Origin of the sequence: Massilia sp. CF038 (assembly GCF_900129765.1) — a bacterium.
GTDB lineage: Bacteria > Pseudomonadota > Gammaproteobacteria > Burkholderiales > Burkholderiaceae_D > Telluria_A.
Genome location: NZ_FQWU01000001.1, coordinates 320,873 through 342,466 on the forward strand (window position 1 = coordinate 320,873; position 21,594 = coordinate 342,466).

General features: G+C 61.0%; 24 protein-coding genes and 1 tRNA gene. 10 read left to right on the forward strand and 15 right to left on the reverse strand.

All coding sequences use genetic code 11. The features are described 5' to 3' along the window. Positions 1–7 precede the first annotated feature (7 nt). Positions 8–334 (forward strand): hypothetical protein, encoded by a 327-nt coding sequence (locus BUC24_RS01420; protein ID WP_073212299.1) that lies wholly within the window; start codon positions 8–10, stop codon positions 332–334. A gap of 398 nt (positions 335–732) precedes the next feature. Here the strand turns inward: BUC24_RS01420 and BUC24_RS01425 are convergent, their stop codons facing one another. The 10 genes from BUC24_RS01425 to BUC24_RS01470 form a co-directional block, all read right to left on the reverse strand. Continuing rightward, on the reverse strand, positions 733–1,386 hold the full coding sequence (locus tag BUC24_RS01425) for a ribonuclease T2 family protein (RefSeq protein WP_073212300.1): 654 nt from the start codon (positions 1,384–1,386) through the stop codon (positions 733–735). Between the two features lie 8 nt (positions 1,387–1,394). Continuing rightward, complete coding sequence (gene rng, locus BUC24_RS01430; RefSeq protein WP_073212301.1) at positions 1,395–2,858, reverse strand: ribonuclease G; 1,464 nt, start codon at positions 2,856–2,858, stop codon at positions 1,395–1,397. A gap of 68 nt (positions 2,859–2,926) precedes the next feature. Then, positions 2,927–3,550 (reverse strand): Maf family protein, encoded by a 624-nt coding sequence (locus BUC24_RS01435; RefSeq protein ID WP_073212302.1) that lies wholly within the window; start codon positions 3,548–3,550, stop codon positions 2,927–2,929. 15 nt (positions 3,551–3,565) lie between these two features. Next, positions 3,566–4,039 (reverse strand): 23S rRNA (pseudouridine(1915)-N(3))-methyltransferase RlmH, encoded by a 474-nt coding sequence (rlmH, locus tag BUC24_RS01440; RefSeq protein WP_073212303.1) that lies wholly within the window; start codon positions 4,037–4,039, stop codon positions 3,566–3,568. A 6-nt stretch (positions 4,040–4,045) separates the two neighbouring features. Then, entirely contained in the window at positions 4,046–4,741 is a 696-nt protein-coding gene (gene rsfS / locus BUC24_RS01445) for a ribosome silencing factor (protein ID WP_073212304.1), read from the reverse strand. Continuing rightward, entirely contained in the window at positions 4,741–5,391 is a 651-nt protein-coding gene (locus BUC24_RS01450; protein ID WP_073212305.1) for a nicotinate-nucleotide adenylyltransferase, read from the reverse strand. The genes rsfS and BUC24_RS01450 overlap by 1 nt, the downstream gene beginning before the upstream one ends. Then, positions 5,388–6,299: an oxygen-dependent coproporphyrinogen oxidase gene (hemF, locus tag BUC24_RS01455; protein WP_073212306.1), complete on the reverse strand. Its 912-nt coding sequence runs from the start codon at positions 6,297–6,299 to the stop codon at positions 5,388–5,390. The genes BUC24_RS01450 and hemF overlap by 4 nt, the downstream gene beginning before the upstream one ends. Positions 6,300–6,501: 202 nt before the next feature. After that, positions 6,502–6,870 carry a VOC family protein gene (locus BUC24_RS01460; protein ID WP_073212307.1) on the reverse strand — a complete coding sequence of 123 codons (369 nt, stop codon included), beginning with the start codon at positions 6,868–6,870 and terminating at the stop codon, positions 6,502–6,504. 56 nt (positions 6,871–6,926) lie between these two features. Continuing rightward, the gene (locus BUC24_RS01465) at positions 6,927–8,120 is read right to left on the reverse strand and encodes a S8 family peptidase (RefSeq protein ID WP_073212308.1); all 1,194 of its coding nucleotides are present in this window, start codon (positions 8,118–8,120) and stop codon (positions 6,927–6,929) included. Positions 8,121–8,176: 56 nt separating this feature from the next. After that, entirely contained in the window at positions 8,177–9,262 is a 1,086-nt protein-coding gene (locus BUC24_RS01470; protein WP_178372460.1) for a serine hydrolase domain-containing protein, read from the reverse strand. A 115-nt stretch (positions 9,263–9,377) separates the two neighbouring features. Between BUC24_RS01470 and BUC24_RS01475 the strand changes: the two genes are divergently transcribed. Continuing rightward, entirely contained in the window at positions 9,378–10,034 is a 657-nt protein-coding gene (locus BUC24_RS01475) for a response regulator (RefSeq protein WP_073212309.1), read from the forward strand. Beyond that, positions 10,031–11,386: a sensor histidine kinase gene (locus BUC24_RS01480; RefSeq protein WP_073212310.1), complete on the forward strand. Its 1,356-nt coding sequence runs from the start codon at positions 10,031–10,033 to the stop codon at positions 11,384–11,386. The genes BUC24_RS01475 and BUC24_RS01480 overlap by 4 nt, the downstream gene beginning before the upstream one ends. Before the next feature lie 117 nt (positions 11,387–11,503). Here the strand turns inward: BUC24_RS01480 and purD are convergent, their stop codons facing one another. Together purD and BUC24_RS01490 are read right to left on the reverse strand one after the other, a co-directional pair. Next, positions 11,504–12,772, reverse strand: a complete 1,269-nt coding sequence (purD, locus tag BUC24_RS01485; protein WP_073212311.1) for a phosphoribosylamine--glycine ligase — start codon at positions 12,770–12,772, stop codon at positions 11,504–11,506. A 4-nt stretch (positions 12,773–12,776) separates the two neighbouring features. Continuing rightward, positions 12,777–13,502: a YebC/PmpR family DNA-binding transcriptional regulator gene (locus tag BUC24_RS01490; protein ID WP_073212312.1), complete on the reverse strand. Its 726-nt coding sequence runs from the start codon at positions 13,500–13,502 to the stop codon at positions 12,777–12,779. Between the two features lie 109 nt (positions 13,503–13,611). Here BUC24_RS01490 and BUC24_RS01495 point away from each other — a divergent pair, with 109 nt between their 5' ends. The 4 genes from BUC24_RS01495 to BUC24_RS26830 are packed head-to-tail and all read left to right on the forward strand — an operon-like array spanning position 13,612 to position 16,054. After that, positions 13,612–14,535, forward strand: coding sequence for a DMT family transporter (locus BUC24_RS01495; RefSeq protein ID WP_073212313.1), 924 nt, complete (start codon positions 13,612–13,614; stop codon positions 14,533–14,535). A gap of 9 nt (positions 14,536–14,544) precedes the next feature. Then, entirely contained in the window at positions 14,545–14,934 is a 390-nt protein-coding gene (locus tag BUC24_RS01500) for a methylglyoxal synthase (protein WP_073212314.1), read from the forward strand. 11 nt (positions 14,935–14,945) lie between these two features. Then, positions 14,946–15,920 carry a quinone oxidoreductase family protein gene (locus BUC24_RS01505; RefSeq protein ID WP_073212315.1) on the forward strand — a complete coding sequence of 325 codons (975 nt, stop codon included), beginning with the start codon at positions 14,946–14,948 and terminating at the stop codon, positions 15,918–15,920. Further along, complete coding sequence (locus BUC24_RS26830; protein ID WP_178372461.1) at positions 15,917–16,054, forward strand: hypothetical protein; 138 nt, start codon at positions 15,917–15,919, stop codon at positions 16,052–16,054. The genes BUC24_RS01505 and BUC24_RS26830 overlap by 4 nt, the downstream gene beginning before the upstream one ends. Here BUC24_RS26830 and BUC24_RS01510 read toward each other — a convergent pair. Continuing rightward, positions 16,051–16,707, reverse strand: coding sequence for a DUF4136 domain-containing protein (locus BUC24_RS01510; protein ID WP_073212316.1), 657 nt, complete (start codon positions 16,705–16,707; stop codon positions 16,051–16,053). The genes BUC24_RS26830 and BUC24_RS01510 overlap by 4 nt on opposite strands. A gap of 181 nt (positions 16,708–16,888) precedes the next feature. Between BUC24_RS01510 and pepN the strand changes: the two genes are divergently transcribed. From pepN to BUC24_RS01525, 3 genes are all read left to right on the forward strand, one after another. After that, complete coding sequence (gene pepN / locus BUC24_RS01515) at positions 16,889–19,534, forward strand: aminopeptidase N (RefSeq protein ID WP_073212317.1); 2,646 nt, start codon at positions 16,889–16,891, stop codon at positions 19,532–19,534. Positions 19,535–19,580: 46 nt separating this feature from the next. Then, a complete protein-coding gene (locus BUC24_RS01520) occupies positions 19,581–20,582 on the forward strand; it encodes a class 1 fructose-bisphosphatase (RefSeq protein ID WP_073212318.1) in 1,002 nt (333 codons plus the stop codon). Positions 20,583–20,666: 84 nt separating this feature from the next. Continuing rightward, positions 20,667–20,742: transfer RNA gene (locus BUC24_RS01525), tRNA-Thr, on the forward strand. Between the two features lie 65 nt (positions 20,743–20,807). On the opposite strand, the gene BUC24_RS01530 is transcribed toward BUC24_RS01525, so the two are convergent. Next, positions 20,808–21,191: a DUF7674 family protein gene (locus tag BUC24_RS01530; protein ID WP_073212319.1), complete on the reverse strand. Its 384-nt coding sequence runs from the start codon at positions 21,189–21,191 to the stop codon at positions 20,808–20,810. After that, on the reverse strand, positions 21,188–21,502 hold the full coding sequence (locus tag BUC24_RS01535; RefSeq protein ID WP_073212320.1) for an ArsR/SmtB family transcription factor: 315 nt from the start codon (positions 21,500–21,502) through the stop codon (positions 21,188–21,190). Before BUC24_RS01535 ends, BUC24_RS01530 begins: the two co-directional genes overlap by 4 nt. Positions 21,503–21,594: the final 92 nt, after the last annotated feature.

The window sequence follows — 21,594 nt, forward strand, 5'->3', positions numbered from 1 at the left end:
GCGCAGCATGGCGAAGCGCTGGCACCACCATGTGTATGTCATCGAACTGTCGAAGGATGTGCTGTACGAGCCACGCTTCCGCAAGTCCAATCCCGACTATGTGACGGGCAAGCCCTGCGTTTATGTGGGCATGACCGGGCTCAATCCGGATCTGCGCTTTGACAAGCACAAGGCGGGCATCCAGGCCAACAAATTTGTGCAGGAATATGGCCTGCGCCTGCTGCCGGAGCTGTACGCGATGTATAACCCGATGCCTTACAAGGGCGCGGCCGAGATGGAAGTGGAGTTGGGAATCGGTTTAAGAGAAGCCGGTTACGGCGTGTGGCAAGCCTAACCCCTACATCGCCCTCGCGAAGGCGGGGGCCCATTCCACGTTGCAGAATCCGGTAGCGTGGAATAGGCCCCCGCCTTCGCGAGGGCGATGTGGAGTTAGCGCACGCTTTTGAGCAGGAACGATTGCGGGCGGCAGCTGCTGTATGCCAGAGCTGTATGCGATGTATAACCCGTTGCCTTACAAGGGCGCGGCGGAGATGGAAGTGGAGCTGGGAATCGGATTGCGGGAGGCCGGTTACGGCGTGTGGCAAGCCTGACCCCTACATCGCCCTCGCGAAGGCGGGGGCCTATTCCGCTTCACCGAATTCGGAAGCGTGGGGTGGGCCCCCGCCTTCGCGAGGGCGATGTGGGGGTTTTTTTCACGTTTCCGAGCCGGCCCTCGCGAGGGCGACGTGATGTTTAGCGCACGCTTTCGAGCAGGAAGGATTGCTGGCGGCAGCTGCTGTAGGAACGTTTGATCTCGCCATTGCTGCAGCTGCGCGACTGTCCGTTCTTGTCGAAGCAGGCATGTATCTCGCGCAGGAAGCGTCCGCCGCCGCTGCAGAACGGCAGCACCGAATCGCGCGCCATGCCCGGATTGACCGCCTTGAACGCTTGTACGAAGTCGCTGTTGGCCACCCGTACTGGCTGCGCCGGCTGCTGGAACTGGCGCGGAATGACCACCTGGTTTTTCAGCCGCGCTGACAGCGCAAAATACGCCGCAGGATCAAGCCCGGAACAAGTCCCGTGCTTTTTCCATTCGTGCCCAATCAGCTTTTCGGACGGGTAGATGGCTGCGTACTTGCCACGCACGGCGCCTGGCAGCGGCTCACGCGAGCATTCCTGCGGATAGCCCGCTTCGTACTGCGGCCACAAACCATGCAGCACGAAACCCAGCTTGCGCCCGCTGTCGCACTGGTCAGGATCGCGATTGGTGGCGCAATACGATGGCGACCAGCTCAAGGCCACGGCGTAGTAATCGAAGCGGCCAGGCGCATCATCGCCACGGCGCGCCTGGGCACTGGCCGCAAGGCTCAGCATGACAAACAACAGCAACTGGTGCAATGGGCGCATCGAATACCTCACATGAGAATAACGTCGTACTGTTCCTGGTGATAGGCCGTCTCGACCTGCAGCGAGATCTTCTTGCCGATGAAGTCGCCCAGCATCGCCAGGTGCTGCGATTCTTCTTCCAGGAACAGGTCTACCACTTCCTGCGATGCGAGGATGCGGAATTCGCGCGGATTGAACTGCTTTGCTTCGCGCATGAGCTCACGCAAGATCTCGTAGCAGATGGTGCGGCTGGTCTTGACCTGGCCTTTGCCGGCGCAGGCGGGGCAGGGCTCGCACAGAATGTGCGCCAGCGACTCGCGCGTGCGTTTGCGCGTCATTTCCACCAGCCCCAGGGCCGAGAAGCCTGACACCGACACCTTGGTGCGGTCGCGCGACAAGGTCTTCTTCAACTCCTGCAGCACCGCGTTGCGGTGCTCGTTGTTTTCCATGTCGATGAAGTCGAGGATGATGATGCCGCCCAGATTGCGCAGGCGCAGCTGGCGCGCGATGGCATGCGCCGCTTCCAGATTGGTCTTGAAGATGGTGTCGGCAAAATTGCGCCCGCCCACAAAGCCGCCGGTATTGACGTCGATCGTGGTCATGGCTTCGGTCTGGTCGACGATCAGATAGCCGCCCGACTTCAGGTCCACGCGCCGGCCCAGCGCGCGCAGAATCTCTTCTTCTACGCCATACAGGTCGAACAGCGGCCGCTCGCCCGTGTAATGCTGCAGGCGCGCCAGCTCGCTCGGGGTGTACGCCTGCGCAAATTCGACCAGCTTCAGGTAATTCTCGCGCGAGTCGACCTGAATGGTCGCTGTCTCGTCATGCACGAAGTCGCGCAGCACGCGCTGGGCCAGGCTCAAGTCCTGGTAAAGCAGGCTGGTGGGCGGGCGGGTGCGGGCACCGTGCACGATGGCGCTCCAGGTCTTGCGCAGATAGTCAACGTCGGCCGCCAAGTCCGTGTCGGACGCTTCTTCGGCCATGGTGCGCACGATGTAGCCGCCTTTTTCTTCGGCCGGCAGCAAGCTTTGCAGGCGGGTGCGCAGCAGTTCGCGCTCGGATTCTTTCTCGATTTTTTGCGAGATGCCGATGTGGCAGTCCTGCGGCAAGTACACCAGCATGCGCCCGGCGATGGAGATCTGGGTCGACAGGCGCGCGCCCTTGGTGCCGATCGGGTCTTTGATGACCTGCACGGTCAGCACCTGGCCGTCGAACAGGACTTTTTCAATCGGGGTGGGGGCGACGTTCGGGTTGTCGCTGTTGCGCGCTTCCCAGATGTCGGCCACGTGCAGGAAGGCTGCGCGTTCCAGGCCGATGTCGATGAAGGCCGATTGCATGCCCGGCAGGACACGGACCACTTTGCCGGAGTAGACATTGCCAGCGAGGCCGCGCGTGAGCGTGCGCTCGATGTGCAGTTCCTGCACGGCGCCCTGCAGAATCAGCGCAACGCGCGTTTCCTGCGGGGTGATATTGATCAGGATATCTTCGTTCATTGTTCGGTAACACCGTGCCTTGTGTGCAAGACATGATCATACACGGGCAGGGCGCACCTGCGAAACAATCAGGCCAGGGGAATGCCGGCTTGGCGCAGCAGCTTGGCTGTTTCGAACAGCGGCAAGCCCATGATGCCCGAATGGCTGCCGTCGATATGCTCGACGAACAGCGCGGCCAGGCCCTGGATGCCGTAGCCGCCGGCCTTGTCGTACGGCTCGGGGGTGGCGCAATAGGCTTTGATGGAGGCGGCCGAGAGGGTTGCAAAGCGCACGTCCGACACCTGGGTGATCTGTTCGCACATGCCGGTATGCTGCACTGCAATCGACGTCAATACCTGGTGGGTGCGGCCGGACAGGCGTTCGAGCATGGCCACTGCTTCGGCCGGGCTGCCTGGTTTGCCGAGAATTTCGCCGTCAATGGTGACGGTGGTGTCGGCGGCCAGCACCGGGCGCACCGTCAGGCGGCGGTTTTGCACCATGGACCAGGCAAAGGCGGCTTTTTCCAGCGCCACGCGGGCCACGTAGTCGGCCGCCGCTTCGCCAGGCAGAATGGATTCGGTCACATCGGGGCCGCGCGGGGTATCGTTGCGCAGCATGAGCAGCTCGAAATCGATCCCGATCTGACGCAGCAATTCACGCCGGCGCGGGCTTTTGGATGCGAGGTAAATCTTTTTGTCGATCGGTTTCTTCATCGAATTTCCGGATTGTCAGACGCGATGATAAGGGTGATTCTGCGTGATCGACCACGCCCTATACAATTGCTCCGCAAGCATAACACGCACGATGCCATGTGGGAGCGTCATAGAGGAAATACGAATCAGGCCCTCGGCCTTGGCCTTGAGGCCCGGATCGAGGCCGTCGGCCCCGCCGATCAGGAAGGCGGTGTCGCGCCCGTCCTGTTGCCAGTTCATTAATTGCTGAGAAAGGCCCACGCTGGTCAGGTCGCGCCCGTGTTCGTCGAGGGCGATGAGGCGCAGGTTTTTGGCCGGCAGCGCCGCCTCGATGCGCTCACGTTCGAGCGCCATCGCGGTGGCGGCGGTCTTGCTGCCGGAACGCTCCACCGGCTTGATTTCCTTGAGCACGATGCGCAGCTCGGGCGGCATGCGCTTCGTGTACTCGGTAAAGCCAGTCTCGATCCAGGCCGGCATCTTGTGGCCGACCGCAGCAATGATGAGCTGCATGGATGCTTACTCTTCGGTCTTCTTGACGCGCTTGATGACCTTTTTGACCGGCACGGCGTCTGCTGGCGCTTTGACGGCGGCCTTTTTGGCAGCGGCGCGCTTTGGTGGCAATTCCTTGAGCGCCTTGACTGCTGCCGCTTCCGACTTGGTTGGGGCGACCTTGACGACCTTGCCTGCTGGCGTGGCGGCTTTTTTGGCCGGTGCGCGTTTTGGCTTGTCTTCGGCGGCGGCCTTCTTGGCTGCAGGGGCTTTGCGCTCGCGCACCGGCTTGACTTCCGGCGCTTCCTGGGTCGAAGCAAGGTGCTTGGACTTCGGTTTTTTCTCGGATGCTTCGGCCGCTTCCGGGGTCGATTTGCGTTTCGCGGCGCCCAGCTTGACTGGCTTGTCGCCCCAGATTTCTTCCAGACGGTAGTACTGGCGAATTGCCGGCTGCATGATGTGCACGATCATGTCGCCCAGGTCGACCAGCACCCATTCGCCGGTATCTTCACCCTCGATGCCGACCACGTCGCCGCCGGCTTCCTTGACCTTGTCGCGCACGGAGGCGGCCAGGGCTTTGGTTTGACGGTTGGAGGTACCCGACGCAACAGCGATGCGGTCGAAAAGGCTGGTCAGGTGCACGGTGTCGAACACCTGGATGTCCTGGGCCTTGACGTCTTCGAGTGCATCGACGACGAGAGTTTGAAGTTTTTTGATATCCATTAGATTTTGTATAAATTATGTTGTTGAATATAGTCTAGCACTACCGGGGAGATAAGCGAGTTTGCCAATTCTCCGCGTTGTAACGCCGCACGGACCTGGGTGGCTGAGATGTCCACATCCAGCGTCTGTGCCAGGTAAGTGTGGCCAGACGGGGTACTGCGAAGCTGATCCAGGCTCCCCTGGCGCAGTAAAAATTCTTGAGCAACGGCCGGCGGCAATGCCGCTTCGGCCAAGGCATAACCGGGGCGCGCTGCCACGCCAATGTGGGCCAGCGCGAACAAGTCGCGCCAGTCGCGCCAGGTGTCGAGCTGCAGCAGCTGGTCGGCGCCCATCAGGAACACGATCGCCGCAGCCGGTCCCAGTTCGGCGCGCAGATTGCGCAGCGTTTCAACCGTGTAGGTCGGGGTGCTGCGCTCGATCTCCTGGCGGTCAATCGTGATCGGCAGGCTGGCGGCGCGAAACGCCAGCTCCAGCATGGCGACGCGATCATCGGCAGCGGTGCGCAAACCATGTTTTTGCCACGGCTTGCCAGCCGGGAGCAGACGCAGTTGATCGGGTTGCAGCGCCGTGTAAAACAGCTTTGCCAGCGCGACATGACCATCATGGACCGGGTCGAAACTGCCGCCCAGTACTGCAACGCAAAACGTCACGTGGCTAGCCAGTCGCGGTGCACCAAAAAGTCCGTGTACAGGGCCGCTTCGGGCGTGCCGTCTTCGGGCTTCCAGTCGTAGCGCCATTTGACGATGGGCGGCATCGACATCAGGATCGCTTCGGTACGGCCGCCCGACTGCAGGCCAAACAGGGTGCCGCGGTCGAATACCAGGTTGAACTCGACATAGCGGCCGCGCCGGTATGCCTGGAAGTCGCGTTCGCGCTCACCGTAAGGCGTATCCTTGCGCGCCTTCAGGATGGGCAGATAGGCGCTCAGGAAACTGTCGCCCACACTTTGCACCATCGCGTAACTGGCATCGAAGCCAGGCGCGTTGAAGTCGTCAAAGAAGATGCCACCCACACCGCGCGGCTCCTTGCGGTGCTTCAAATAGAAATACTCGTCGCACCACTTTTTGTAGCGCGGATGCAGGTCGTCGCCAAACGGGGCGAGCGCATCGCGGCAGCTCTGGTGGAAGTGACGCGTATCGTCGACGTTGCCGTAGTACGGGGTCAGGTCCATGCCGCCGCCAAACCACCATACCGGTTCCTGGCCTTCGGCCGTGGTGGTGAAAAAGCGCACGTTCATGTGCACTGTTGGGGCGTAAGGGTTGCGCGGGTGGATCACCAGCGAGACCCCCATCGCCTCCCACGAGCGGCCTGCCAGTTCCGGACGGCCAGCTGCTGCCGATGGCGGCAGATTTGCCCCCATGACGTGCGAAAAGTTCACGCCGCCACGTTCAATGACATTGCCTTCCTCGATCAGCCGTGAAACGCCACCGCCGCCTTCGGGCCGCTGCCATGCATCGCGCAGGAAGGGCTTGCCGTCGACTTCTTCCAGCGCCTGCACAATGCGCAACTGAAGATCGAGGAGCCAGGCCTTGACGGCCGCAGGGGAGGGGGAGGACATTCTTACGGGATCAGGAAATGAAAATTTGAGGGCGAATTGTACACTGTTCGGGTGTTTTATGATATGGGAGGGTTTGGCGGAGCAAAGGTGGAATAGGTCCCCGCCTTCGCGAGGACGATGTGCCGCAACGCCGTCGTCCTCGCGAAGGCGCCGGCGCATGCGCCGGCCCTATTCCACTCTCGCTCCGTCGAACCTTGTACTTTTACGCAGCCGGCAAATGACAAACCGCCTCCATATTGTGCCCATCGGGATCGAGCACAAACGCCCCATAGTAGTTGGGATGATAATGCGCCCGCACCCCCGGCGCCCCGTTATCCTTGCCGCCGGCGGCAATTGCAGCGGCATAAAACGCATCCACAATGGCCCGCGACTGCACCCCAAACGCCAAATGCGTAGGCGGCTGATTGGGCGTGCCTTGCACGATCCAGAAGTCCGGCTTGCGGTTTTCGCCAAAGCCGGCGGCGCCTGGCACCTCCATGATGACCGCGTAGTTAATCGGGGCGAGAGCGGCGGTATAAAACGCCTTGCTCTTTTCGAAGTTACTGACGACGATACCTGCGTGATCGATCATGCTGCCTCCTGTTGAAAGCTTGTCGGTTTGACCCTCCCCCGATTGTAGTGCGTTTTTCAGACGGACTGCGGACACTGCACCAGCCCCGCGCCCACATCGAAGGGATCGAAGCCTTGTTTCAGGTGGTTGCTGGTGGCTGAGCCGGCCAGCCGGCCTATCAGGTTGAACACATTGAGCGCATTGCGCTCGGCCAGCTGCTGCGCCCACAGCGCCGCCACGCCCGCCACGTGGGGCGTGGCCATGCTGGTGCCGCTCATGGTTTGCAAGCCCCCGCCCAGCTTGGCCGAGACGATGGCCACACCTGGTGCGCTGACATTGGCACCGGTATTGGAGAAGGGCGCGGTATCGTAGCCGGCTGGCGATTCCCCCAGTGCGGCTACCGACACAACGCCTTCGGCAATGGCTGGCGGGCTGACGGCCACTTCGAAATCCGGATCCTGGTCGCGCCGGCTCTCGTTGCCGGCCGCCGCAATGATCAGCGTGGGGTGGGTTTGCAGACCACGTGCGCGCACATGCTCGGACAGGCTGTCGAACAGGCGCGTGTTGGTGCGGTAGCCTTCCAGCGCGCGCGAGGTGGCCAGCTCGGCCGGCATGCCGCCGTCGATCAGTTGCTTGACGTAGCCGCCGAAGTCCATGCCGATGGACATGGAAATGATGTGCGCTCCTTCTTCAACCGCCCACAAAATGGCCTCGACAATATGGTCGCTCGAACCGCCGCCACCACTGTCGAGTACTTTGCCGATGAGGGCGCGGTTGACCCCAGGCGCCACGCCAATGCGCGTGCCATTCACGGCGCGCCCGAATATGGTCCCAGCACAATGGGTGCCATGACCATGCTGGTCGCCATTGCCCTCGCCCGTGAAGTCCCGTTGCACCAGATCGACACCGGCAAAGGCCGGGTGACCGCTGTCGATGCCGGTGTCGATCACAGCCACAACGATGCCTTCGCCAGTGAAGGGCGAGGTGTCGGCCGCCACTGCGTGCACGCCCCAGGTAACCGTTTGCGCGGCGACGGGGACATCGCTGGTATCGAAGGGCGACACCAGCCGCATGGGCACGGCGGGTGCCACGGCGATGACGCCGCTGTCGCGTGTGAGGAAGGGAATGCTGCGGCGGTCAATGTCGCGCGATTCGGCCGCCAGGCCCTGGACTGCGGCGTCGGCCGTGTTGGCCTGCAGGGTGGCAGCGCCGCGCCACACGTCGCGCGTGGCAAGGCTGTTGGATCTTAAAATGATGTGCCTGGTTTTCATTTGGTCTCTCCCGTGGATGGTATGGGTGAGATCAATGGAAGAGAAGAAGGTTCGGCCTAGCGCACCGCTGGCAGGATGTGTGTCACCAGGATTTGGCCGCCTTGCTGCGCTTTCGGAGAATTGTAATTTTCACCGGTAAAGACGGCGACCAGGTCCAGTTCGGGCACAACAAAAATGAACTGGCCTCCGTTCCCGTCGGCGTAGTGCACCTTGATGCTGCGTCCCTGATAAGTGACCTCACGCATCCACCAAAGGTAGCCGTAAGGGGTGTCGTTGATGGCAGTGTGGCTTGCCGTCGCCTGCGCGATCCAGGCAGACGACACCAGCTGGCGCCCTTGCCACTGCCCCTTCTGCAGCACCAGTTGGCCAATTCTTGCCATGTCGCGCGGGCGCATGGCGATGTGGCCGCCTGTGTCGGTCTGGCGCTTGCTGTCGAAGCTGGCCCAGCGGGCGTCGCGAATGCCCAGTGGGGTAAACAGGTACTGACCGGCAAACTCGGGAATCGGCCGCTTGCTTGCTTCCGACACAATGCGCCCTAATGTCACCACACCACCGGTACAGTAAAACGTGGCGCTGCCGGGCGTGCTGCCAGCTGGCAGGTCGAGGAAGAAGCGTACCCAATCGGTGGACTTGTACATCTTGTCTTCCTGGCCGGGCGAGCTGGCGCTGAAGTCGTTGCACGCCTGACCGCTGCGCATGGTCAGCAGATGCGCGAGCGTGATGCCGCGGGTCAGCCCGGGGGTGTTGGGGTATGGCCCATTCAGGCGCGTCGCAATCGACTCGTCGACGCCGCTCAGCATGCCCTGATCGATGGCAATTCCAACCATCAGCGAGGTGATGCTTTTGGTGGCCGAACGCAAGTCATGCAGGCTGTCCTTGTCATAACCGTTCCAGTAGCGTTCGAAGACTGGTTTGCCATGTCGTAGCACCAGCATGCTGGCCAAGCCATGATTGGCCGGCAAGCTCTGCGCCGCCTGCTCCAGTAATGCGCCATCCATGTCGGCCTCGGCCGGTGCCGACAGTGTCCATTGTTCGTCCGGTGCCGGTGTGGCCTTGATGGGCGGCGCGTTATTGCCGCCGCCACAACCCTGCAAAAGCAGGCCCAGAACAGCGTTTGCCAACAGGGTGCAAAGTAGTTTCATCGTCGCTTGTCTCATCATATTGAAGCGGGACGGCGCGGCGCGCTGTAACCCTGGAAGAAATTGTACGGAGACCAAGCTTTGGCTTGTCTTAAGGTTGGCCCGCCTATAATTGGGCATGCACATACTCATTGTCGAAGATGATCTGGACCTTGGACTGGCCTTGCAGCGCGCGCTCAAGGCGGACGGGTTGTCCAGCGAGTGGGTCAGGCGCGTGGCCGATGCGCCAGGCTCGTTTGAAGGCCTGACCTTCGACTGCGTGCTGCTCGACCTGTCGCTACCGGACGGTACCGGCATGCACCTGCTGGCGCGCTGGCGTGCTGCCGGCGTCGACATCCCGATCATTCTTGTCACCGCCAAGGCCATGCTGGAAGATCGTCTGGCTGGCCTCGACGGCGGGGCGGACGATTTCGTTGTCAAGCCGTTTGCAATGGCGGAACTGGTGTCGCGCATTCGCGCTGTACTGCGCCGCTCTGCCCGCCAGTCAACCGAGGTGTGGACCATCGGTGCTATTGAAATCGAGCCGCGTAAGCACCTGGCGCGGTTGAACGGGAACAAGGTCGATCTGTCGCCGCGCGAATTCCAGCTGATACTGGAACTGGCGCGTGAACCAGGAATGGTGGTGGCCAAGGGCACCTTGTCGCAGCGTCTGGAGCCGCTGGGCGATCCGGTTGACTTCGGGGCAGTGGAGGTCCACATCTGCAATTTGCGGCGCAAAATCGGGGTGGAACGGATCCAGACCGTGCGCGGTATTGGCTACTTGCTGGCGCCATGATCGCGTCCCTTTTGCGGCCGACGCTGGTACGGCGCGTGTTCCTGTCGCTGCTGATTGCCAGCTTCCTGATCTGGATCGTGATGATGGCGGTCAACCTGAGCGTGACCCTGAGCGACAAGCGCACTGGCGACGAAGTCGCCAATCTGACTGCGTATCTGGCCGATGGCCTGGCCAAGATGGACAGCGACCAGTCGGCGCGGGCCTTTGTTTTCGGCGCCATCGGTGAGACCCGGCGCGATGCCTACAACTGGCGCAATTTTCAGGAAGTCAAATACCAGCTGCGCAATCAGGATGGCAAGGTGATTTTATCGAACCTGCGACCGGGCGAGGCAGCGTTGACCGGGCAATCCGGCCAGCTTGGCGAAACGCGGTTTCGAGGTCAGCGCTACCTCATGACCCGGGGCGCTGCGAGCCGCTGGACGGTCGATGTGGCGTTGCCGATGCACGATCTGTTTGGCGTGCTGCGCGATGACGCGCTGGGCCTCACGCTCGATATCGTGATCGCCTTCCCGCTGGTGTTCATTCCGGTATGGATCGCGGTGGCGCGTGGCCTGAAACCTTTGCAGCAGCTATCGGACCGCATTGCTGCGCGAGGTGCAGATGAACTATCGCCCCTCAATGTCGATCCAAAGTACGCCGAGATGAAGCCGCTGGTGGGCGCGCTTGACAGCCTGCTGCTGCAGCTGCAGCGCAAGGTCGACCGGGAGCACGCGTTTGTGCACGATGCCGCGCACGAGCTGCGCACCCCCATTGCCGTGATTTCAGCGCAGGCGCATGTGCTCAGTCTGGCGTCTGGCGCGCAGGAACGGCAGGAGGCAGAGCGCCAGATGGATCTGGCCATTGCGCGTGCCGGACATTTGATCCACCAGTTGCTCGATTTGGCGCGGCTCGACGGCAAGGCCCTGCCTGCGGCCATCGAGATCGATGTGGCCCAACTGGTGCGGGCCGATCTGGCGCAGCGTGTGCAGCTGGCGCAGACGCGCGGACTTGATTTGTCGTTCGACGCGCCCGATAAGTTGCTGTATGCGATTGAGCCGCAGGTGTTTCGCTCAGTCTTGCATAATCTGGTGGACAACGCGATCGCTTACACCCAGCAGGGTGGACGCGTTGTGGTTGAACTGAGTTTGCGTGCAGGGCAGCTGGTGCTGGCCGTGGCTGATAACGGGCCGGGCATACCGGTGCAGGAGCGCACGCTCGTGTTTGAACGTTTCTATCGGGTTGCAGGAAATGATGCGCCCGGGGCTGGACTGGGCCTGGCGATAGCGCGCCAGGCTGCAGCGGGGATGGGTGGGGAGATTAAGCTTGAGACAGGGCTTGACGCGCGAGGATGTCGCTTCACCCTCTGCCTTTAACACATCGTCCTCGGGCTCGGCGCCCCCCTTGGCGGGGACCCATACCACGCATCCGGGCTGAATTGTGCTTCTAAGCCGAGGTGCTATGGGTCCCCGCCTCCGCGAGGACGATGTGGTTTAGTGTTTCAGACCGCGCCAGCCAATGTCACGGCGGAACTGTGCGCCATTGAAGTGGATCTGATCAACCGTCTCATACGCCTGCTTTTGCGCCATGCGCACGCTGTCGCCCAGACCGACCACGCACAGCACGCGTCCGCCGTTCGTCTGCAGCTTGCCCTGCACCTGGGTGGTGCCGGCGTGGAAGGTCACGCATTCCGGCGTTTCGGCAGGAATGCCATCAATCACATCGCCCTTGCGTGGATCGTCCGGATAGCCGGCGGCAGCCATGACCACGCCCACGGCAGTGCGACGGTCCCATTCCAGTTCCACGGCGTCCAGCGTGCCGTTGACCGCGTGCTCCATGACCGCCACCAGATCGCTTTTCAGGCGCGCCATGATGGGCTGGGTTTCCGGGTCGCCCATGCGGCAATTGAATTCCAGCGTGCGTGGATTGCCGGCGCTGTCGATCATCAGACCGGCATACAGGAAGCCGGTGAACACAATGCCATCTTTCGCCATGCCGGCAATGGTCGGGTTGATGATTTCGCGCATCACGCGCGCATGCATGGCCGGGGTCACGATCGGCGCTGGCGAATACGCGCCCATGCCGCCCGTGTTCGGGCCTTCATCCTGGTCTTTCAGACGCTTGTGGTCCTGGCTGGTAGCCAGCGGCAGGATGTTCTTGCCGTCGCACATGACGATGAAGCTGGCTTCCTCGCCGGCCAAAAACTCTTCAATCACGATGCGCGCACCAGCGTCGCCAAAGCGGTTGTCGGCCAGCATGTGGTCAACGGCAGCGTGTGCTTCGCCGAGCGACATGGCCACCACCACCCCTTTGCCGGCAGCCAGGCCGTCAGCCTTGATGACGATTGGTGCGCCTTCCTGGTCGATGTAAGCATGGGCCAGTTCCGGATCGGTAAAGCTCTGATACTTGGCCGTTGGAATGCCGTGGCGCTGCATGAAAGCCTTGGCGAAATCTTTCGAGCTTTCCAGCTGCGCTGCTTCGCGCGTGGGGCCAAAGATCTTCAGGCCACGGCCGCGGAACAGGTCGACAATGCCGGCAGCCAGTGGCACTTCAGGTCCAACCACGGTCAGGCTGATGTTTTCTTTCTGGACGAAATCGGCCAGCTGAGCCGGATCGCTCAGTTCGATATTGACCAGGCGGATGTCGCGCGCCGTGCCACCGTTGCCAGGTGCCACGTAGACCATTTGAATCCGTTCGGATTGGGCCAGTTTCCAGGCGAGGGCGTGTTCACGGCCACCAGAGCCGACTACCAGAATTTTCATAATCTCAGTCTTCGATCAGGGCGTTGGTATAGACTTCCTGGACATCGTCGAGGTTCTCGAGTGCATCCAGAATTTTTTGCATCTTGATGCCATCTTCGCCCGAAAACACAGTTTCCGTGGCGGGCTTCATGATGATCTCGGCCACTTCGGCCTTGAAGCCGGCTTTTTCAAGCGCATCTTTCACGCTGGCGAACTTGAACGGGTCGCACAGCACTTCGAAGCCGCCTTCCTCATCGGCCACCACGTCGTCGGCGCCAGCTTCGAGCGCGCATTCCATCAGCGCGTCTTCGTTGGTGCCGGGAGCGAACAGGAACTGGCCGCAATGCTGGAACATGAAGGCAACCGAACCCTCGGTGCCCATGTTGCCGCCGTGCTTGTTGAACGCGTGCCGGACTTCGGCCACGGTGCGCACCCGGTTGTCGGTCATGCAGTCAACAATGATGGCGGCGCCGCCGATGCCGTAGCCTTCGTAGCGCACTTCTTCGTAGTTGACGCCTTCCAGGCCGCCCGAACCACGCTGGATGGCGCGGGTGACGTTTTCTTTCGGCATGTTGGCATCAGCAGCCTTGTCCACCGCCAGGCGCAAACGCGGGTTGGCCGCGATGTCGGCCCCGCCCATGCGTGCTGCCACGGTGATTTCCTTGATCAGGCGGGTCCAGATCTTGCCGCGCTTGGCGTCAGTCGCGGCTTTCTTGTGCTTGATGTTGGCCCATTTGCTGTGTCCAGCCATGTCAAAATTCCTTAGACGGTATGCAAGAGTGGCCGACATTTTACCATAGGGGTTGGTGTAAATTTCGCCGCCCCAAGCTGGCTGCGGCGATTCGTTTTACAATCGTCAGATGAGCAAAAGCGCAACTGACGTTCCCCATCCTCCCATTCCGCGCCCGGCCTTGCTGGCCGGACTGGCCATCGCCATTGGCGGCGCCGTGCTGTTCTCCACCAAGGCGATCGTGGCCAAGCTGCTCTACCGCTACCAGCTGGACGCGGTCACCGTGATTGCCTTCCGCATGCTGTTTTCGGTCCCCGTCTTCGCCGCTATTGCACTTTGGCAAATGCGTACCCAGCCTGCATTAAGTGTCAAAGACCGCTGGCGTCTGGTGTTTCTGGGACTGATTGGCTACTACGTTTCCAGCATGTTCGATTTTCTGGGGCTGCAATACATCTCTGTGGGGCTGGAACGGCTGATTCTGTTCCTGACGCCCACCTTTGTTCTGCTGTTCACCGCGTTTTTTCTCAAGCGCCATATCAGCCGCACCGAGTGGCTGTCGCTGGCGGTGGCCTATTGCGGCATCGTGCTGGTGTTCTGGCATGACCTGCACAGCGGCATGAAGGCGGTGGTGCTGGGCTCATCGCTGGTGCTGGGTTCGGCTATTTCCTACGCTATTTACCTGATTCAGTCCGGCGAACTTGTGCGCCGCATTGGTTCCGTGCGGTTGGTGTCCTACGCCATGTGCGTGGCCAGCGCGGCCTGCATCGGCCAGTATTTCCTGCTGCGCCCTGTGGCGGGATTGGTTCAGCCAGCCGCTGTGTACGGCTTGTCGCTGCTGAACGGGATCTTTTGCACCATTTTGCCGGTCTTCATGACCATGCTGGCCGTGCAGCGGATTGGTGCTGCCACCGCATCTCAGGCCGGCATGGTCGGGCCCGTGTCGACCCTGTTCCTGGGCGCGCTGGTGCTGGGCGAACCGATTACCGTGATCCAGCTGGCCGGTACAGCGCTGGTGATGACCGGCATTTACATGCTGTCGACAAAAAAATCATAAGGAGAGACGATGAAACCACGGATTGCGCTGATTGCGCACGACAAGAAAAAAGACGACATGATCACGCTGGCGGCAGAGTACATCGACTTTCTGCGCGGCTGCTATCTGACTGCCACCGGCACCACGGGCGGGCGGCTGGCCAATGAGCTGGGCTTGACCATCGACCGCAAGCACTCCGGCCCCTTCGGCGGCGACCTGCAAATTGGCTCGATGCTGGTCGACGGCCAGATCGACGCCGTAATTTTTCTGCGCGACCCCATGACGCCGCAGCCGCACGAACCCGATATCAATGCGCTGGTGCGCGCCTGCGACGTGCATAACGTTGCCTGCGCGACCAATGTATCCACCGCCCACTTGGTGCTGTGTCAGCTCAAGCTGGCCACACGCAAACAACCCTAGGAGTCAGCACAATGGCAAAAGCAATCCGCATGCAACAAACCGGTGGCCCGGAAGTGATGGAATACGTGGATGTGGACGTGGGCGAACCCGGCCCTGGGGAAGCGCGCGTGCGCCAGCATGCCATCGGCCTCAATTTCATTGACGTGTATTTCCGCACTGGCTTGTATCCGCAGCCCTTGCCGGCCGGCCTGGGCATGGAGGGGGCGGGCGTGGTGGAAGCAGTCGGCGCGGGCGTGAGCGAAGTGCGTGTGGGCGACCGGGTGGCCTATGCTGGCCGGCCCAACGGCGCGTATGCCGAGCTGCGTAACATGCCAACTGCCAATCTGGTCAAGCTGCCGGACGCCATCTCCTTCGAGACCGGCGCGGCCATGATGCTGCAGGGCTTGACCGTGCAATACCTGTTCAATGGCACCGTCAAACTCAAGCGGGGCGACACCATCCTGTTCCACGCCGCCGCTGGCGGGGTGGGCCTGATTGCCTGCCAATGGGCCAAGGCGATTGGTGTGAACATGATCGGCACCGTGGGCTCGGACGAAAAGGCGGCTCTGGCGCGTGCGCATGGCTGCACGCACGTGATCAACTACAACACCGAGAATTTTGTCGAGCGCGTCAAGGAAATCACCAACGGCGAAAAAGTATCGGTGGTGTATGACTCGATCGGCAAGGACACCTTCATCGGCTCGCTCGATTGCCTGCGTCCGCTGGGCATGATGGTCAGCTTCGGCAGTGCTTCCGGCCCGGTGCCGGATTTCTCGCTGGCAGAACTGGCCAGCCGTGGCTCGCTGTTCATTACCCGTCCTACCTTGTTCAGCTACGCGTCCACCCGGCCGGCGCTGGAAGCCATGGCTGCCGATCTGTTCGAGATGGTTACCAGCGGCAAGGTGAAGATCGATATCCACCAGCGCTACAAGCTGGCCGACGTGGCCCAGGCGCACCGCGACCTGGAAGCGCGCAAGACCACTGGTTCCACCATTCTCGTGCCATGAGCGGGCCCGAAAACGACAACGGCGAACCAGATGGTTCGCCGAAGTTTGGCCGCTTGCTGATCGTGCTGGTGCTGGCCGTGCTGCTTATTGTTGCGATTACGTTCGGATCGGAAGCCCTGCTCGGGCATCCTTAGCCTTCGCGCTTGAGTTCCACCCGGCGCGCGACCCCGCTCACGCCCGGGAAGCCGGTGAACGCGCTTTGCACCAGGGCCGGCATCACGTTCGGGGTCGAACGGTCGCGGCTGCTGTTATGCACAGTCACGTCAAACAGGCGCTTGCCGTCGGCAGCGGACTTGATGGCCACCTGCACTTCGCGGTTGTAATAGTGCTTGATGGTTTCGGTGTAGGTTGGGCCACCGTACCAGAATGGATCATAGAACGGGCTGTACCAGCCGCCACCCCAGTAGCGCCGCCCGCCCCAGTACGGGCGGTGGAAGCTGTACGGGCCCATAAAGCGGGCGCTGCCATAATAGCTGGGGAAGTCCGGTTGCAGCACGCGTACTGGCACATCCGTCGTGGTAAACCGCATCGATACCTTGAGCGCGGGCTTGGCGCCGGCAGCCGCTTCCTGGAAACCCAGGCGCGCCAGTTCGGTGCGCACCAAGTTCTGATAGCTACGCAACTCAAGCGTATCATCTTGCGGGGGCGGCGCCTCCAGGACGTAGCTCTTGTCCTGCACCTCGGCAGGCCATTCATGGAAAGTCGTTACATCACTGCGGATGGTCGTCGCGCAGCCCGTCAACAACAGGGTCAGCGCAGCGGCGGCAGTCGTCAATAGGCGTTTCATCGCATTCTCCATCCAAAAATCTATTTACCCAAGAATCACTCTAGTTCTGTTTTACACTATTTTCTCAGATTTTTTACGAATTGTTACCGCGTGCACAGGCGAGAAACAGTCCGAGGCGAATGCCACGCCTTGACGGTGTTGGTAAAATAGAGGTCTGCCCACCGTCACAGCCGAGTTTTCCATGCGAACAGACACCCCCCAGACCATCTACCGCAAAGACTATACGGCACCGAGCTACCTGGTTGATACAGTGGAATTGGGCTTCGATCTCGACCCTGACCGTACCATCGTCGCCAACCGCATGCGCATGCGGCGCAATGCGGCCAGTCCCCAACGCGAGATCGAGCTGTACGGCGAAAACCTATCGCTGGTGGCCCTGCGCCTGAACGGCAAACTCCTGGGCAAGAACGAGTACCGGATCGACGGCAACGTGCTGCGCATTGCCGGCGCGCCTGACGAGGTGACGCTGGAAATCGAAACCATCACGGTGCCTGTCAAGAACACCTCCTTGAACGGTCTGTATGTTTCTAACGGGAACTTCTTCACGCAGTGCGAGGCGGAAGGCTTCCGTGCCATCACGTATTTCCCGGACCGGCCAGACGTCATGGCCCGGTTCACCGTCATGCTGCGGGCAGACAAAGCGGCCTACCCGGTCCTGCTGTCGAACGGCAACCTGATCGAAGAGGGCGATCTCGGCGATGGCCGCCATTACGCCAAATGGGAAGACCCGTTCAAAAAGCCGTCCTACCTGTTTGCCCTGGTGGCAGCGCGGCTGGTGTGCCAGGAAGAGACTTTCCGCCTGGCGGACGGGCGCGATGCGCTGCTGCAGGTGTGGGTGGAAGAGGGCAACCTCGACAAGACTGACTACGCCATGCAGTCGCTCAAGAATTCAATCCGCTGGGATGAAGAGCGCTTTGGCCTCGAGCTCGACCTGGACCGCTTCATGATTGTGGCCGTGAGCGACTTCAATATGGGGGCCATGGAAAACAAGGGATTGAATATCTTCAATACCAAGTTCGTCCTGGCCAATCCGCGCGTGGCCACCGATATCGACTATGCCGGCATTGAGGCGGTGGTCGGCCACGAATACTTCCACAACTGGACCGGCAACCGGGTTACCTGCCGCGACTGGTTCCAGCTGTCCCTGAAGGAAGGCTTGACCGTCTTCCGTGACCAGGAATTCTCGGCTGACATGATCGGCACCGACAGCGGCCGCGCCGTCACCCGCATTGACCAGGTGCGCACCTTGCGCCAGGCCCAGTTCCCGGAAGATGCAGGACCGATGGCGCATCCGGTGCGGCCCGACTCCTTTGTTGAAATCAACAACTTCTACACCGTGACCGTGTACGAAAAAGGCGCCGAAGTGGTGCGTATGTACCAGACCTTGCTGGGCCGCGAGGGCTTCCGCAAGGGCATGGACCTGTACTTCGAACGGCACGATGAGCAGGCGGTCGAATGTGACGACTTCCGCGCCGCGATGGCCGACGCCAATGGCCGCAATCTGGACCAGTTCGAGCGCTGGTACAGCCAGGCCGGTACCCCAGTGGTGCGGGCCGAAACCCGCTACGACGATGCGGCCCAGACCTACGATCTGACCCTCACGCAAACCTGCCCGGCCACGCCAGGCCAGGATAACAAGCTGCCCTTCCACATTCCGGTTGCCTTTGGCATGCTGGATGCCGACGGTGCCGACATGCCGTTGGTGCTCAATGGCCAGCTGGTGGGCAACACCGCCGTCCTCGAGCTGAAGGAAGCCAGCCAGACCTTCCGCTTTACCCGCGTCAAGGAAGCGCCGACGCCCTCGATCCTGCGCGATTTTTCCGCGCCGGTGATTCTGGAATACCAGTACAGCGACGCTGAACTGCTGCACCTGTTTAACTACGACAGCGATCCCGTCAACCGCTGGGAAGCGGGCCAGCGCCTGGCCATGGCGCGCCTGCTCAAGCTGACGGCGGCCGTGGCCGCAGGCGGCAAGATGGATCTGGACACCACCTTCATCGAGGCCATGGGCAAAATTGCCGCCGATAGCAGCCTGGATGCGGGCTTCCGCGAACAGGCCATGCTCCTGCCGTCCGAAAGCATGATTGCCGACCAGCTCGACGTGGTCAATCCGCAAGCGATCCACCTGGCGCGCCAGTTCATGCGGCGCACCATTGGCCGCACCTTGCGTGCCACCTTGCTGGCGCAATACGAAGCCAACCAGATGCCCGGCGACTACAGTCCCGACGCCGTATCGGCGGGCCGGCGCGGTTTGAAGAATCTGGCACTGTCTTATCTGGCGGCGGCACCGGACCAGGCCAGTATGGACCTGGCCCAGCGCCAGTACGACAGTGCCGGCAACATGACCGACCGCGTGGCCGCCCTGGTGGCGCTGATCTACGCCGAAGCCGATGGCGCCGCCAAGGCGCTGGACCACTTTTACCGCGAGTTTGAAAGTGAAGCCCTGGTCATCGACAAATGGTTTACCATGCAGGCCGCAGCCCCCGGGACCGATGTGGCCGCCCTGCGCGCCCTGATGCGCCACAAGGCATTCAATATCAAGAATCCGAATCGCGCACGCAGTCTGCTGTTCGCTTTTGCCAACAGCAACCCGGCGCAGTTCCACGCGCCGGACGGCAGCGGTTACGCATTCTGGGCCGAGCAGGTGATTGCGCTGGACGCGATCAATCCGCAAGTGGCCAGCCGCCTCGCGCGCTCGATGGACCGCTGGCGCCGTTTTGCGCCGGCCTTGCAAAGCCAAATGAAGAAAGCGCTGCAAAAGGTCGCAGGCATGAAAAAGCTGTCCAACGATGTGCGCGAAATCGTCACCAAAGCGCTGTCGAACTAACGCGCTTTTGCGCACATAAAAGAATTCAAACAAAAGAAGGAAGTCCATGAAACGCGTCAGCCTCACGCAGCACCTGGTCGAAGAACAACGCAACCACAACTCGATTCCCGCTGAATTGCGGCTCCTGATCGAAGTGGTCGCACGCGCCTGCAAAACCATCAGCCATTCGGTGGGCAAGGGCGCCCTGGGCGATATTCTCGGCAGCGCCGATACCGAAAACATCCAGGGCGAAGTCCAGAAAAAACTGGACGTGATCTCGAACGAGATTCTGCTCGAAGCCAATGAGTGGGGCGGCCACCTGGCAGCCATGGCGTCGGAAGAAATGGAATCGATCCACCCGATCCCGAACCGTTACCCGATGGGCGAATACATGCTGCTGTTCGACCCACTGGACGGCTCGTCGAATATCGACGTCAACGTATCTATCGGCACCATCTTCTCGGTGCTCAAGGCACCGGACGGCATGGGTACCCCGACCGAAGCGGATTTCATGCAGGCAGGCAGCAAGCAGGTGGCAGCCGGGTATGCCGTGTACGGCCCGCAAACCATGCTGGTGCTCACCACCGGCAACGGCGTGAACTGCTTTACTCTGGACCGCGAGATGGGTTCGTGGGTGCTCACCCAGCGCAATATGATGATTCCTGCGGAAACCAAGGAATTCGCCATCAATATGTCCAACGCCCGTCACTGGCATGCCCCGGTCACGCGCTATGTGGACGAAATGCTGGCCGGTAAAACCGGTCCGCGCGAAAAAGACTTCAACATGCGCTGGATTGCTTCGATGGTGGCCGATGTGCACCGCATCCTGAACCGCGGCGGCATCTTCATGTACCCGGCCGATACGCGCGACACCAGCATGCCCGGCAAGCTGCGCCTGATGTACGAAGCCAATCCGATGGCGCTGATCGTCGAGCAGGCTGGCGGCGCCGCAACCGATGGCCGCACCCGCATCCTGGATATTGCGCCGCAAAAGCTGCATCAACGCGTGCCGGTGTTCCTTGGCTCCAAGAGCGAAGTGGAACGCGTCACCAGCTACCACGCAGCATAATTTGCCTGTTTTTGAGGCAAACAAGGGTGATTGCAGATTCGGACTAGCAAGTTCGCTGAATTGTTTGCTAGAATACGCGTCTTCGCCGATTTAGCTCAGTTGGTAGAGCAGTTCATTCGTAATGAAAAGGTCGCCAGTTCGATTCCGGCAATCGGCACCAGGTATTCGCTTCAAGCACAAAACCCGCTCCTGTTACAGGGATGCGGGTTTTTTGTTTTGGGCGCCTTATTCCGGCGGACGGCCGTGAAATTGAATGTACAGCGCTTTCAACGGGGTAGGAAGGGCCTTCCAGTACGGTAAGGCGCGTTCTGGCGCGACGCGCCAGAACAGGTTTTCGACAAAGGACACGTCGATACAGCGCTTGACCTGGTCACTGCCGTTGTCGAACACTTCGTGTATGTACTCGAATACAGGCTTCGCTTGCAAGGCAGCGGCGCCGTGCCGCATGTCGCTGTTGACGGCATTGGCCAAGCTTTCAAACCAGACGAAATAGGCGTCTTCGTCCGCCGGACTCTCGGCCCAATAGGTTTCATACAAGCGGTCGGCTTTTTCGGCCAGCATGGGGAAGCGTTCGTGCATCGCCTCAAAGAATGCCTGACAGGTGTTCATGGCCCTTTGACGGCGGCAGCCTGCAACACCGCATCAAGGAGGCCGGGGAAGCGGCTGTCCAGATCCTCGCGCCGTAATGAGTTAATAAACTGGGTGCCCTCGGCCGTCATCAGAATCACGCCCGCTTCGCGCAGCACGCGGAAATGGTGCGACGCGGTTGATTTGGCTACGGGCAGGCACATGGCGCCGCATGGCTGCGATCCGTTCGTTGCCAGGTTTTCGACAATCGACAGGCGGGCAGGGTCGCTCAAGGCGTACAGCACCTGGGTCAGTGTCAGGGTGTCGGTGGTCGGGTGGTTATGCAATCTCATTTGTGCAGTATCCCATATTTCATGTTAGTGTTCTATTGTTCTAATGTTCTATTGTTGTCGAACATAAGAACAACTTTCCAATAATCAATAAA

Bases quoted from the DNA above. Each gene is read 5' to 3' on its own strand.
- BUC24_RS01535 (WP_073212320.1), bottom strand. From the start codon at position 21,502: ATGAGATTGCATAACCACCCGACCACCGACACCCTGACACTGACCCAG.
- BUC24_RS01470 (WP_178372460.1), bottom strand. From the start codon at position 9,262: ATGAAACTACTTTGCACCCTGTTGGCAAACGCTGTTCTGGGCCTGCTT.
- BUC24_RS01505 (WP_073212315.1), top strand. From the start codon at position 14,946: ATGGCAAAAGCAATCCGCATGCAACAAACCGGTGGCCCGGAAGTGATG.
- BUC24_RS01460 (WP_073212307.1), bottom strand. From the start codon at position 6,870: ATGATCGATCACGCAGGTATCGTCGTCAGTAACTTCGAAAAGAGCAAG.
- BUC24_RS01480 (WP_073212310.1), top strand. From the start codon at position 10,031: ATGATCGCGTCCCTTTTGCGGCCGACGCTGGTACGGCGCGTGTTCCTG.
- BUC24_RS01475 (WP_073212309.1), top strand. From the start codon at position 9,378: ATGCACATACTCATTGTCGAAGATGATCTGGACCTTGGACTGGCCTTG.
- BUC24_RS01425 (WP_073212300.1), bottom strand. From the start codon at position 1,386: ATGCGCCCATTGCACCAGTTGCTGTTGTTTGTCATGCTGAGCCTTGCG.
- BUC24_RS01420 (WP_073212299.1), top strand. From the start codon at position 8: ATGGCGAAGCGCTGGCACCACCATGTGTATGTCATCGAACTGTCGAAG.
- rlmH (WP_073212303.1), bottom strand. From the start codon at position 4,039: ATGCAGCTCATCATTGCTGCGGTCGGCCACAAGATGCCGGCCTGGATC.
- BUC24_RS01500 (WP_073212314.1), top strand. From the start codon at position 14,545: ATGAAACCACGGATTGCGCTGATTGCGCACGACAAGAAAAAAGACGAC.
- BUC24_RS01490 (WP_073212312.1), bottom strand. From the start codon at position 13,502: ATGGCTGGACACAGCAAATGGGCCAACATCAAGCACAAGAAAGCCGCG.
- hemF (WP_073212306.1), bottom strand. From the start codon at position 6,299: ATGTCCTCCCCCTCCCCTGCGGCCGTCAAGGCCTGGCTCCTCGATCTT.
- purD (WP_073212311.1), bottom strand. From the start codon at position 12,772: ATGAAAATTCTGGTAGTCGGCTCTGGTGGCCGTGAACACGCCCTCGCC.
- BUC24_RS01520 (WP_073212318.1), top strand. From the start codon at position 19,581: ATGAAACGCGTCAGCCTCACGCAGCACCTGGTCGAAGAACAACGCAAC.
- rsfS (WP_073212304.1), bottom strand. From the start codon at position 4,741: ATGGATATCAAAAAACTTCAAACTCTCGTCGTCGATGCACTCGAAGAC.
- BUC24_RS26830 (WP_178372461.1), top strand. From the start codon at position 15,917: ATGAGCGGGCCCGAAAACGACAACGGCGAACCAGATGGTTCGCCGAAG.
- pepN (WP_073212317.1), top strand. From the start codon at position 16,889: ATGCGAACAGACACCCCCCAGACCATCTACCGCAAAGACTATACGGCA.
- BUC24_RS01435 (WP_073212302.1), bottom strand. From the start codon at position 3,550: ATGAAGAAACCGATCGACAAAAAGATTTACCTCGCATCCAAAAGCCCG.
- BUC24_RS01495 (WP_073212313.1), top strand. From the start codon at position 13,612: ATGAGCAAAAGCGCAACTGACGTTCCCCATCCTCCCATTCCGCGCCCG.
- BUC24_RS01530 (WP_073212319.1), bottom strand. From the start codon at position 21,191: ATGAACACCTGTCAGGCATTCTTTGAGGCGATGCACGAACGCTTCCCC.
- BUC24_RS01510 (WP_073212316.1), bottom strand. From the start codon at position 16,707: ATGAAACGCCTATTGACGACTGCCGCCGCTGCGCTGACCCTGTTGTTG.
- rng (WP_073212301.1), bottom strand. From the start codon at position 2,858: ATGAACGAAGATATCCTGATCAATATCACCCCGCAGGAAACGCGCGTT.
- BUC24_RS01465 (WP_073212308.1), bottom strand. From the start codon at position 8,120: ATGAAAACCAGGCACATCATTTTAAGATCCAACAGCCTTGCCACGCGC.